The 12,424-nt window shown below is 40.8% G+C and carries 9 protein-coding genes and 1 pseudogene; 8 read left to right on the plus strand and 2 right to left on the minus strand.

The genetic code is table 11. The features are described from left to right. Positions 1-29 precede the first annotated feature (29 nt). The 5 genes from D469_RS0105330 to D469_RS0105350 all read left to right on the plus strand — a co-directional run bounded on the left by D469_RS0105330 (position 30) and on the right by D469_RS0105350 (position 4,193). Positions 30-722 (plus strand): hypothetical protein, encoded by a 693-nt coding sequence (locus D469_RS0105330; RefSeq protein WP_018922341.1) that lies wholly within the window; start codon positions 30-32, stop codon positions 720-722. Between the two features lie 239 nt (positions 723-961). Then, the gene (locus D469_RS0105335; RefSeq protein ID WP_018922342.1) at positions 962-1,291 is read left to right on the plus strand and encodes a hypothetical protein; all 330 of its coding nucleotides are present in this window, start codon (positions 962-964) and stop codon (positions 1,289-1,291) included. Positions 1,292-1,433: 142 nt separating this feature from the next. Further along, a complete protein-coding gene (locus D469_RS0105340; protein ID WP_018922343.1) occupies positions 1,434-1,673 on the plus strand; it encodes a DUF2642 domain-containing protein in 240 nt (79 codons plus the stop codon). Between the two features lie 70 nt (positions 1,674-1,743). Beyond that, positions 1,744-2,640, plus strand: coding sequence for a manganese catalase family protein (locus D469_RS0105345; RefSeq protein WP_018922344.1), 897 nt, complete (start codon positions 1,744-1,746; stop codon positions 2,638-2,640). Positions 2,641-2,996: 356 nt separating this feature from the next. Further along, on the plus strand, positions 2,997-4,193 hold the full coding sequence (locus D469_RS0105350) for a hypothetical protein (RefSeq protein ID WP_156816912.1): 1,197 nt from the start codon (positions 2,997-2,999) through the stop codon (positions 4,191-4,193). Positions 4,194-4,267: 74 nt separating this feature from the next. Here D469_RS0105350 and D469_RS21500 read toward each other — a convergent pair. Then, a pseudogene (locus D469_RS21500) lies at positions 4,268-5,518 on the minus strand (YeeE/YedE family protein). A gap of 287 nt (positions 5,519-5,805) precedes the next feature. Between D469_RS21500 and D469_RS0105365 the strand changes: the two are divergent. Further along, entirely contained in the window at positions 5,806-6,396 is a 591-nt protein-coding gene (locus tag D469_RS0105365) for a hypothetical protein (RefSeq protein WP_018922348.1), read from the plus strand. Between the two features lie 198 nt (positions 6,397-6,594). On the opposite strand, the gene D469_RS0105370 is transcribed toward D469_RS0105365, so the two are convergent. Continuing rightward, positions 6,595-7,380, minus strand: a complete 786-nt coding sequence (locus D469_RS0105370) for an HAD family hydrolase (protein WP_018922349.1) — start codon at positions 7,378-7,380, stop codon at positions 6,595-6,597. A gap of 711 nt (positions 7,381-8,091) precedes the next feature. Between D469_RS0105370 and D469_RS0105375 the strand changes: the two genes are divergently transcribed. Both D469_RS0105375 and odhB read left to right on the plus strand, forming a co-directional pair. Next, complete coding sequence (locus tag D469_RS0105375) at positions 8,092-10,932, plus strand: 2-oxoglutarate dehydrogenase E1 component (protein WP_018922350.1); 2,841 nt, start codon at positions 8,092-8,094, stop codon at positions 10,930-10,932. Next, positions 10,925-12,217 (plus strand): 2-oxoglutarate dehydrogenase complex dihydrolipoyllysine-residue succinyltransferase, encoded by a 1,293-nt coding sequence (gene odhB, locus D469_RS0105380; protein ID WP_018922351.1) that lies wholly within the window; start codon positions 10,925-10,927, stop codon positions 12,215-12,217. Before D469_RS0105375 ends, odhB begins: the two co-directional genes overlap by 8 nt. Positions 12,218-12,424 lie beyond the last annotated feature (207 nt).

The following is a 12,424-nucleotide window of genomic DNA, read 5'->3' on the forward strand; positions in this document are numbered from 1 at the left end:
AGTATATTAAAGCGGAGGGAGGATGACGGATGTTTAACGTCATTAAAGAGAGAATTCAAGAGCAACGCAGTCGTTGGATTAAAGAAACACAAGAACGCATTCAAGAATATGCAGAGCTAGAACGAATAGAGGCGGAACGGCGAAAACACGAAGAGACGTATCAACAAGACCTGTTAAATGAGGAATTGGACCGTTTTGTACGTTCGACACAGCCGAGCTTTTGCTTGCATCCGGAGGTGACAAAATCATACCGTCATCGCCTTTATGCCTACACAAATGAAAGTTCACACTTTGGGCTCGCTGTTAGTAAAGAAATGAAAAAAGCACACCGCTTTTTTAATAAAGATCTTATGATTTTCATTAAACTGTTGGAGCGTAAAGGGTTTCCAATGAAAGGGAATGAAGAGCGTTTCATGGAAGCATTCATTCAAAAAGTACGTACGGAACACCACGAGAAAGTGGAAGCAGTTTATGGAGAAATCGTACTTGAGCATTCAACGCTGTCAGAAGCTTTTGCTTCATACTTGGAAGTGCTTCCTGATGAGGAAGTTTTCGTAAGTGGAAATCTTGACTACCTTCATCAGCAATTGATTGCATATGAGATCATCCCTAGCCGGCGTACTTTTTGTCAATTAAAGCGACATTTAAAAGAATACATGTCACAGCATGCTACGGACCATAAAATTCGCAAATTAGAAAAAAAGTTGCAGGAAACAGGCTAGTACAAAGATAAACTCCCTTTCTTCCAAAAATGAAAGGGAGTTTTTTGTTTTTCAATAAGGTAAGGAGAAAGGGAATGTTAGTGAATTCAACGAAAAGTTCCCGCCCCTTCAGTTGTATCTAATTGAGCGAATCTCGATGGAGAGAAACGATGACAGTTCTCTTTTATTTTTAAGCCCTCGTTATAGACGTAAGCTTTTTGCATATGTAATAATAATAAAAAAAGAGGGGAGAGTTGCACATGCAAGCAGAGATCGAGGCATTTTTCTCCGAAAAAATCGGTGAAGCAAAAAAGCAGTTTGAACGAACAATTGATTGCAAGCATACAGCTTTTGATGACTTGTATCCTTACATGAGTGAGCAGCCCCAATTTTTTTGGTATAAACGGTATGTTGCCTGGCAGGAACTTCTAACCGCTGTGCAATATGCAGAGGAATGGAATGTGGAGTGGAAGAAGTTATTTGACGAACGTCAACATTCCTTTATCGAAAATAAAATCCTTGATGCAAAAGTACTTGATGAATGGTACGGCACTCATCACAGGAATGAAGAAGAATCCGCTTACGAATAAGTTTTGCATAGCGCTGTCCCTTAATGGGCAGCTTTTTTATTTGCTTTAGGCTGACGTTCCCTACACATTTGTGATGATAACGAACACCTGCCCTCTATTTAACATAAACTCTTAGTAGTGAGGAACGAAAGGAGAGAAAAAGATGAGCACAGCTGATGAACAACATAGGCAAACTCCAGAAATTAATACGATGGTGGATCCGTATGTAGTGGGTACATTACAGCAAGGGCAAGGAAGTAATATGGTGATTCAAACTACAGAGGGAAGTGTAGTAGGAAGAATCAGTGAAGTGTACCCAGATCACATCATTGTTATGAAGAACGAAACACCAAAGTATGTACGTATCCAGCAAATTATTTGGGCGATGCCCTTAGATAGGTAAATTAAAGTGTCGTTATACAACCCCCTCCGTGCATACATTCCTTAGCAGGTAGTAAGAAGGAGGGGTTATTTTGTTTACTCGATTTAATCAACTGGCTATTGAATTGCCGCAACCCGACTATGCGGATGCAAACGCAGCAGCAGCTGTTCAAGAACTACTTGGTGGTAAGTTTGGCGAAATGTCTACATTGAATAATTATCTATATCAATCCTTTAATTTTCGAGAAAAAAGGAAATTGAAGCCTTTTTATGATCTCGTCTCAAGTATCACAGCTGAAGAGTTGGGGCATGTTGAACTGGTATCTAACACGATCAATTTAATGATTGAAGGTACAACCTTCCCTGCTGAGCCCGACCTTACACCGATGCAGAATGCAAAAGATAAACGCAGCAGCTATCACTTTATTGATTCAGCCCAAGCTTCGCTGCCTGGTGATTCCATGGGAAATCCGTGGACTGGGAAGTATGTGTTTACAAGCGGGAATTTAGTGGCAGACCTCTTGCATAATTTTTTCTTGGAAATTGGCGCCCGGACTCATAAAATGAGAGTTTATGAAATGACGAATCATCCAACTGCTCGAAGAATGATTGGTTATCTGCTGGTACGAGGAGGGGTCCATATTAATGCGTATGGAAAAGCACTGGAGATAGCTACAGGAGTTGATTTAACAAAAATGCTCCCTGTCCCTAACCTCGATAATAGTGTGTTTGATGAAGCTCGTCCTTTTGAAGAGCAAGGCTTGGACCGTATTTTATACACTTTTAGTGAACGAGATTACCGAGATATAGATAAAATTTGGAAAGGATCTCACCCTGAAACAGGCGAACCTCTAGAAGTGGTAATCGGCCCTCCAGAAGGTGCAGAAATGCCGGATTTCCCTGAGATCCCTGAAGAATTCGCCCCTGGGATTACGAGAGAAGATTATGAAAAGATTAGAAAGCGACTCGAGGAAAAAGCAGGCATGTAAACAAGTTTACAAGTATGACAGGATCAATATGGTAGGTAGTGAGAGTGTCCCTAACTAATGGGCCACCCTCTTTTTAGTTATAGCTTGAGTACGTTCACCTTTATTTACAAAGCGCGAACAGAGGGTAGAGTTATTTTTTTACATAACCAACAAAAAGTATGATAGGGTGATGAACAAGGTACTTTTACGTTTTCAATTTAACAGGTGATAACATGCAAGACGTGCGGCTTCTAATCTATACCACATATTGTCTTTTATATGTAGTAACTATATTTTTTTCAGCCTCTTGGATTGAAGGAGCTCTCGGTTGGCTCGGTTTGCTGGCTTTTATATGCTCTTTTGCTGGAGCTCAATCTATGTATTTAAAATTAGCCTTGTTTTTTATGGGAATGGCATGCCTGCTCCTTTTCGCTTTTGAGCTTCCATTACATGAAATCTCCCAATACTTTACTTCGATGGCTTTGCTGTTATGTTTATTGTATTTGCTTCCGTTTATCCATCATTTTATGATTACTTCCAGGCTTGATCGTGAACTGTACCGTTTTCTAGACAGCAACGTCAAAGATGGACGGCATTTTTACATCCGTACATCGTTTGCTAACTATATACTTAGTTTGTTTATCTTTTTATCAGCTCTGCCGCTAACATATCGGTTTTTAACGGAAAAACTGCAAAAACTGCCAGCGCACGTCCGCACTCGTTTTACCAGCAGCGTTATTTTGCGTTCGTTTGCAAGTAGTAATGTGTGGAGCCCGATCGAAGTTTATATTGTAATCGTAGTCGCTATTACCGGAGTGTACTATTTAGAATTGCTCCCGTATTTAATCACACTCTCATTTATAACGTTATTGTTGGATTGGGTTTTTACAAGCTCGTTTAAATCGATTACAGCGATAGAGGACAGCCACCAGTTGAAAGTGGCACATAAAGGGAAATTATCGCTTTTATTTTTCTTTTTGGCAGGTTTCATTAGTAGTGCTGCCAGCATTCAAGCAATCTCTGAAATTGATTTCTTTGAGGCTATTATTTTGTTAATTGTGCCTTACACCTTGTTATGGTCTGTATGTTTAAAGCGACGCAAATCGTTTGTACGCTACACACGTTTAGTTTGGTATCGGCATATAACCACTATGCAAAATTTTTTCATTCTATTTTTAGCACTTGGTTTTTTTAATGAAGTAGTAGAGCACTCTGGTATATTAGCAGAGGTTATGGAAGTAGCTGAGCCTATAAGTACGTATCCACTCTTATTATTTATCGGTTTACAGCTCAGTACGCTATTCCTTGCTTGTGTTGGAGTGCATCCGCTCGCGACTTTAAGTTTGCAGGGACTTTTTGTTACTCCATTTTTAACTGTACTCGAACCGTTAAGTGTAGCAATTGTTTTAATTACATCTACAGTTGCAAACGATGCAGCAGGCACCTTTAATGTGCCAGTTACGATGATGAGTCAGTATACAGGAGTTCATCCATATTCAATCACTCGTCTTAATCTCGGATTTGCCTTACGGTTAGGTGGAGTGGGAGTAATTGTTGGATATTTACTTCTGTAAAAGAGGAGCAAAAAATATAATTAAAAACCAGCGGTAATAGAACAACGTCTATTACCGCTGGTTTTTGAAAAACGTTAACAACTACGGTCATCAGATTTTGGTACAGAAAGTCCAAACAGTGGTCGTAATTTTAAAGCGACAAACGTACCGAGGATTGCCATCACTGCCCATAGCCAGCCATGCAGGCTAAACGAAGCGATACCGCCGAAATAAGCACCGATGTTGCAACCAAAGGCTATACGGGCTCCGTAGCCCATCATAATACCGCCAATCAGAGAAGCCATTGCCGTTTTGAATGGAATCTTTTTAAGAGCAAATAGTCCTCCAGTAGCAGAGGCAATAAACGCTCCAGTCATTAAACCGAAATTCATAACACTCGTAGTATCTAAAAATACGGATTGATTAAGCGGTTCAGCGGCATCGCCGCTCCAATAACCCCATTGAGTAACGTCAATTCCAACAGCTTGTACGACTTGTGATCCCCATAATGCAAACGCTGAAGTAATACCCCAAGGTTCACCACGTGAAAGTAGAGTAGCTGCGTTTAATACAGCTAAAATCAACGCCGCTCCCCAGAGAGGCCATGCACCTCGTACAATTCTTTTCCACCCTGATTCTGTTGGAACTGGCGCCTGTGGTGGTGGGTTTTTCTTTTTCTTTATATAGAATGTAAACCATATAACTATGCCGAAAAAGATTAGTTGAATAAGCCAAGCACCGAAAAAGCCAACTCCGGTATTTTCTGCTAAGGAAAATGGTTCAAACGTAGGCATTCCATCAGTCCAAAATTCGAAATGCCATGCACCAATTACAGAACCGGCAATAAAACCGAACAATGTGATAAATATAGCTGATCTTCCGCCCCCGGCGGAATATAAAGTACCAGATGCTCAGCCGCCGCCAAGCTGCATGCCAATTCCAAACAAAAAGGCACCAAACAGCATACCGACTCCAACTTGGCTGACGTAGCCAGATACATCTTCGCCAAAGAAACTTAAGTTTAAGGCAAGAATCGGAGCAAAGAGGGTAGTGGCAGCTGCGAGCATAATCATATGAGCTCTAATGCCTTCACCATTTCCAACTGAAGCAAAACGACGAAACGCCGATGTGAAGCCAAAACGAGCATGAAAAAGTGTATAGCCCAATCCCAAACCTAACCATAGCAGCCAAAGCATTTGTAGATCTGCAATCTGGGAGGTTACAAGAGATAATATAATAGCAATGCCAAGACCTAATAATAGTAGCGAACGTTGAGGAGATGGCAAGCTAGGTTTTTCATGGGGAAGAGATAGGCTAACAGATTGTTTTCCTAGTTTAGTATCCATCGATACTCACCTCCAAATTCTTTATAAGTATTAATCTTATAAGATCAATCGGGATTTTGGCAAGGGTTATATTTGGAAAATCTACAACTTCTGCAGTACTTAAAATTTCACGTACCGTACTATTTTATTTAAATACTATAAAAAGTAACTAAATAAAACAGACCTATGACTGGAATGCAAGGGGAGAAAAAGCAGACATTACATTGTTTTGACCTGGTGCTGTATTATAAAATGATCCTGAAATGAAAGCTAATGTTTTGATAATGTTACGAGAAAGGGAACGATCTATGGTTCAGTATGATAAAAGCAATAAGCAATTACTCACCTCAGCGTGTATACAATGTCCAGATGTCGAATTTACACGGCGTGATAAAGAGCTTGAAGAAATAGGGTGCTGTAGTCACAGCCCAACATTTGGGTTAGGGGAAATTCAACACATGCTAGTATGGGAGGGAAAAGAAGAAGTAGAAAGGCAACTCGTTTACCGTGAAGGAAGCGAACTTTCACCATACTCTGTAATGGTAAATGCTTTCGTTGCTCCTTCCTATCACAAAGAAGATACGCGTAACTTAAATCAGATCGAAAAAGCTGACCTCAAACTTTCCTATTCGACTTGTCAATTCTTTGTTTCTCAGCAAGGGTGTAGTTTGTCTCCTCACTATAAACCTTCTGTTTGTCGTTCATTTATATGCTCCACCGTGGAAAATCAATTAGAGTCAGCGGACAAGCAAGCAATGAATCAAGCAGCCAAAGAAATAAGAAAATCATCCAATGAAACACATGATCGGTTAAAAAAGTTACTGAAGTGGTACGGGGTTACCCTAAAAAAAGATAGGTTTAAGGTATATGAAGTGTTGATTGATGACTATATAAAGTAAAAGTGCTTTTTTCGAGAGACAGTCTTCCTATTTCTTCTGTGGCTAGCCTTTCCTTGATTCACCTCAAGCTACCGTTCTGCGGGAACCCCGAGAAGTCTTGGTCACTCCCGCAATTCATTAGGAATATTCTTTAACGGAGACAGAGTAAAAGGAGCTGAGACATTATAGTCAGCTCCTTTTACTTTGCATGTTAAAATATTAAAGCTTATGAATGACTTCAGGTAATTCGCGCAAATGCTGAATGGTTTTAGTAGGATAACGGTCAGCCGGCGTCTCGGCCTTGTGGTGGTTAAGCCAGATTGAGTCTATATTGGTGCGTTGAGCGCCAAGAATATCCGTATGTAAATTATCTCCTACCATAATTACCTCATCTGCCCGTAGTCCGGAAAGATATAGGGCATGGTGAAAGAGTGAAGCGTCAGGTTTCCCGACCCCAAATGCGCCAGAAATCAATATATTTTCAAAATAACTAGGAAGTTGAGGAGTCATCGTTAATTTTTCATTTTGCAGTGAAGGCGCTCCATTTGTAATGATTAGAAGTTTATATTGCTTTTCTAAGGTTCTTAGGATGTCAAATGTTTCTGGGTAGACAAAGGCAAGGTGCTGACGATGAAATCGAAAGCGCTCAGCCCAGTACTTTCCTGAATCCTCACTAATTGAATGTTTTCTCAACGTTTCTTCCCATACACGCCGTTGATATTCTCCGATCGACTGAGCCATGACCTGAAACCTTTTGTCATGCACATCGGTAAATGTTCCCCACAGCCCTTCAAAGGGGTTAATTCCGATCGTGAGAGTCGTTTCATAAAAAGGGTACTCTTTGTACAAAGAAGGAGCAGTAGAACGAACAGTCGCTTCAATTGCTTCTGCCTCTGTATTATAGTGATAGCCAATTTCTCTACATGTTGCATACAACGATTCATTAACACTTCGCTTATCATCAAGAAGTGTATCGTCCAAGTCAAAAAAAATAGCTTTTTTCATAATGGGCCTCCTACATAGTTAAGAAGATCTAATTGAGCTTAGTTAATACAAAGAAGAACATTATTAAACAAGAAGTTTTCATTAAATGGTAGTCATCAGGTATGATTGATTTTAGAAGTTGGGCATCATGTAGTTGGTTCAGGTTCTAAGTTGCTTACTCGAATACCCTCAGTGTAATGTAGCAGCATTGCGGTACTGGCCTGTTTTTCATTATGCCATACTCTCTCTTTTTTTGGGATTGAAAATATGAATTTCAATTATCAACTCTATTTCATTTGATAACTAAAGACGAATGTTTTATTGGTAGACAACTATGAAATTGTTAATAACTAATCTACAGGATAAGAGTAGTTATAAAAAAATAATACAATATTTTTTGGCTATATTATAAATAGGAAGAAACCGGTGAGATTCTCGCAAACCTGCGAAAAAAGTGAAAATAATTTGTCATGTACCTTTTAGGGAATGTGAACATCATGTTAAAATTAAGAAGGTGAAAGCGGTACCCAACTGAACGGGAGGATCAACAAAGTTTGAAAAGCCCGTTGCTTATATTTAACAATTTTAATTTTGATAAAAAAGGCTAATTTGAAAGGAGTGGTCGGAAAAAGTAACAAAGTGAGCAGGATAGGCTAATTCCTTAGATGAAAAGATGAAAAACTTTTGATGAAAAGAAGGTCATCACCTATTTGCAGCTGGAGGTATAAGAAGATGAGCAGAAATCAAACGCAGCAAGAAGAGGCTTGGGAAGATTTTCATGGTCCAAACCTTGGGTATGTCATGGATTTGTATGAAGAATACAAAAATGACCCAGAAAATATTGACCCGGAAATGAAAGAATGGTTCGACCGAAATGGAGCGCCTAAAGGTGTGAATGGAGCCGCTGCTTCGACTGCTGGAACATCTGAACATATGGACGCTTCATTTATGACTAAGGTAGCGTCTGCTGTAAAGTTAGCTGAAAACATAAGAGTTCATGGACACCTTTTAGCGGATGTAAATCCTCTAGAAGAACCTGGCGAAGAAACGTCTTTTTTACAACCTAAAGAATACGGGATTACAGAAGAAGACCTTGCTGTTATGCCTGTAGATATTATTTGCCCGGATGCACCTGGCCATGTTTCCAATGGCTATGAAGCTATTCGGCATTTAAAAAAGATGTATACAAAATCAATTGCGTTTGAGTTTGACCACGTACATGACGTGGAAGAAAACCGTTGGCTTAATCAACAAGTGGAGTCCGGTGATATTTATAAAGCTCTTTCGGAAGAGAAGAGACGCAAGATTTTGGAGAAGCTGACACATACAGAAGGTTTTGAGCAATATGTCCACAAGACGTTCGTCGGGCAAAAGCGTTTTTCAGTAGAAGGACTCGACATGTTAGTTCCAATGTTGGACGAGTCTGTGCAAAATGGAATTAAAAGCGGAGCCAAGAATGTCATGATCGGCATGGCTCACCGCGGCCGTTTAAATGTTCTGGCTCATGTTCTCCATAAACCTTACGATATGATTTTTTCGGAATTTGCCCACGCCCCCAATGTAGAATTGGTTCCTTCTGAAGGTTCAATTGGAATTAATTTTGGCTGGACGGGCGATGTGAAGTACCATTTAGGCTTAGATAAAGAAATTGAGCAAGGGTCACATCATGCCACAGTCACCCTAGCCAACAATCCTAGCCACCTTGAGTTTGTAAATCCTGTAGTAGAAGGATATACTCGAGCCGCTCAGGATGATAGAAACACCACTGGATTCCCGAACCAGGATATGTCTAAAGCACTAGCGGTTTTGATTCACGGCGACGCTGCTTTCCCTGGCGAAGGAATTGTAGCTGAAACCTTAAATCTTAGTCGCTTAAAAGGCTATCAAACCGGGGGAACCCTCCACATCATTGCCAATAACTTACTTGGTTTCACCACTGAAAGCCACGATTCTCGTTCTACAACTTATTCAAGTGATTTGGCCAAAGGGTATGAAATACCAGTTGTTCATGTGAACGCCGACGACCCGGATGCTTGTATTGCTGCGATGCATTTGGCCATTGAGTATCGGAATCGGTTCCATAAAGATTTTGTAGTTGATCTAATTGGCTATCGCCGCTTCGGTCATAATGAAATGGATGAACCGATGGCTACTCAGCCTTCGTTATATGAAAAAATCAAACAGCATCCAACAGTACGTGAACAATACGCTAATGAATTAGAGCAAGAGAACGTAGTAGACCGAGACTATGTTGATTCTTTGTCCTCTAATTTGGAGGCAAAACTTCAAGCAGCTTATCAAAACATTTCAGATGAAAAACAGACTGTCCAAGGCACAAACCCGCCAGAAGTAGTTGAACAAGGATTACCAGACATAGATACAAGTCTAGATAGAAACAACTTAAAAACCTACAATGATGAATTGTTAAACTGGCCGAATGACTTCAATGTCTTCCCTAAATTAAAGAAGATCCTTGAGCGTCGTCATAAGGCATTCGAAGAAGGTAATATCGACTGGGCGCATGCAGAAGCGTTATCCTTTGCGAGCATTATTTCAGAGGGAACCCCAATTCGTATTACTGGCCAGGATTCAGAACGGGGAACATTTGCCCACCGCCACCTTGTCCTTCACGATTATAAGACTGGAGACATTTTGTCGCCATTGAATGAATTGCCTACAGCTGAAGCTACATTTGCTCTTCATAACAGTCCGCTGTCTGAAGGTTCAGTCGTTGGATTTGAATATGGATATAACGTACAAGCGCCAGAAACATTAGTGCTATGGGAAGCACAATTTGGCGACTTTGCTAATGCGGCACAAGTGTTGTTTGACCAGTTTATTTCCGCAGGCCGGGCAAAATGGGGGCAAAAATCAGGAATGGTCTTTTTGCTTCCGCACGGATATGAAGGACAAGGGCCAGAACATTCCAGTGCAAGGCCGGAGCGATTCTTGCAAATGGCTGCGGAGAACAACTGGAACGTTGCCAATCTAACTAGCTCTGCTCAATACTTTCATATTTTAAGACGTCAGGCTAAAACACTGGCCACGGAAGAAGTTCGCCCACTTGTATTAATGACACCAAAAAGTCTGCTGAGAAACTCTAACGTTGCAAGTGATGCAGAGCAACTCATTAATAATTCATTCCAGCCTGTTCTTGAAGAACCACTAACAGGGGAGAGTCCTGAGAAAGTCAAACGAATCGTAATGGGAACAGGGAAAATAATGATCGACTTGCATGAAAAGGTAAAAGAAATGGAAGAGACGAGCGAACTTCACTTGGTTAGACTTGAGGAAATTTATCCTTTCCCAAAAGAAAAGTTAGAGGAGATTTTCTCAAGATTTGTTAACCTGGAAGAACTCGTATGGGTCCAAGAAGAACCGCGTAATATGGGGGCATGGAATTATGTACGTTCATCCCTGTATGAATTAACTAATGACCCAGCTATCGTTCATTATATTGGCCGCAGAAGACGTTCTAGCCCATCTGAAGGTGATCCTAACGTACACAAAGAAGGACAAGCCAGAATTATAAATGACGCACTGACTCTCGAAGGAGGAGCAAATCATGGCTGAAATTAAAGTACCAGAACTAGCAGAATCAATTACAGAAGGAACCATTGCTGAATTCTTAAAAGCCCCTGGAGACTATGTAGAACAGGGGGAAAACCTGGCTGAACTTGAAACTGATAAAGTGAATGTCGAAGTGACAGCTGACCGCTCTGGAGTAATCAAAGAGTTCTTAAAAGAAGCTGGCGATACTGTTGAAGTGGGGGATTCCATCGCTGTAGTTGACGAAGAAGGAAAAGCAGGAGAGGCTTCTTCATCAAGTGCCGAAGAGAAGCAGAGCAGCACGGAGGCAAAGAGTGAAGAAACCGAAAAACAAGCGGCTCCTTCCGCTCAAAGTGAAGACAGCGATCAAGTTGAAGATGATGAGAGCGGAGAACGTCCTGTTGCTTCACCGGCAGCTCGTAAACTAGCGCGCGAAAAAGGCATTAACTTAAATGAAATTCCTGTACGCGACCCACTTGGACGGGTAAGGAAAGAAGATGTAGAAAACTACGAAGAAAACAAAGCCAAAGCTTCAAAACAATCCAGCGCCAAAGAAAGTGATAAACCAAAGCCTGCTGAAAAAAGCGAGCAAGCTGAGTTCGGTGGCAAACCTTATGCCCGCGAAAAAATGACACGCCGCCGTAAAACAATCGCTTCTCGTTTGGTAGATGTGCAACAGTCAACAGCCATGCTAACGACCTTTAACGAAGTAGACCTCTCAAATGTTATGGAATTACGTAAACGACGCAAGGACGCATTCCAAGAACATCATGATGTTAAGCTTGGCTTTATGTCTTTCTTTACAAAGGCTGTGATTGGGGCCCTTAAACAATATCCATACCTTAATGCAGAAATTCAAGGTGATGATATTTTACTCAAACAATTCTTTGATATTGGCATGGCCGTATCAACGGATGATGGCTTAGTTGTTCCGGTAGTTCGTGACGCAGATCGTATGACATTTGCAGAAATCGAACAAGAAATCTTGCGTTTGTCGAAAAAGGCTCGAGACAACAAACTAGCCTTGTCTGATTTACAAGGTGGATCGTTTACAATTACAAATGGCGGAGTCTTCGGTTCCTTATTGTCCACTCCAATTTTAAACTCTCCACAAGTTGGTATTCTCGGAATGCATACAATTCAGTGGCGTCCAGTTGCCATTGACCAAGAGCGCATGGAAAACCGGCCGATGATGTATCTTGCTTTATCCTATGACCATCGTATCGTTGACGGTAAAGAAGCAGTCGGTTTCCTCGTTAAAATTAAAGAACTTCTAGAAGAGCCAGAAAACCTGCTCCTTGAAGGGTAATACAAGTTAAATGTTAACAAGGCCTCCTTAACTTAAAGGGGGTCTTTTTTACGGCATTAAAGGAAGTGGAAGAGTATGGTAAATTGTACAACCTATCTATATTTATTTCTATTTTACTTTTTAAAACTTGTTCAGGAATTCCTCTGACCAGCGGACAAGGAGAACAAGATTTTGGTCGGCCAACTAAATGAGCCCAAGGCAATTAAA

It is taken from the genome of Salsuginibacillus kocurii DSM 18087, from assembly GCF_000377705.1.
Classification (GTDB): Bacteria; Bacillota; Bacilli; order Bacillales; family Marinococcaceae; genus Salsuginibacillus; species Salsuginibacillus kocurii.

Bases quoted from the DNA above. Each gene is read 5' to 3' on its own strand.
- D469_RS0105330 (WP_018922341.1), top strand. From the start codon at position 30: ATGTTTAACGTCATTAAAGAGAGAATTCAAGAGCAACGCAGTCGTTGG.
- D469_RS0105335 (WP_018922342.1), top strand. From the start codon at position 962: ATGCAAGCAGAGATCGAGGCATTTTTCTCCGAAAAAATCGGTGAAGCA.
- D469_RS0105340 (WP_018922343.1), top strand. From the start codon at position 1,434: ATGAGCACAGCTGATGAACAACATAGGCAAACTCCAGAAATTAATACG.
- D469_RS0105350 (WP_156816912.1), top strand. From the start codon at position 2,997: ATGTATTTAAAATTAGCCTTGTTTTTTATGGGAATGGCATGCCTGCTC.
- D469_RS0105365 (WP_018922348.1), top strand. From the start codon at position 5,806: ATGGTTCAGTATGATAAAAGCAATAAGCAATTACTCACCTCAGCGTGT.
- D469_RS0105370 (WP_018922349.1), bottom strand. From the start codon at position 7,380: ATGAAAAAAGCTATTTTTTTTGACTTGGACGATACACTTCTTGATGAT.
- D469_RS0105375 (WP_018922350.1), top strand. From the start codon at position 8,092: ATGAGCAGAAATCAAACGCAGCAAGAAGAGGCTTGGGAAGATTTTCAT.
- odhB (WP_018922351.1), top strand. From the start codon at position 10,925: ATGGCTGAAATTAAAGTACCAGAACTAGCAGAATCAATTACAGAAGGA.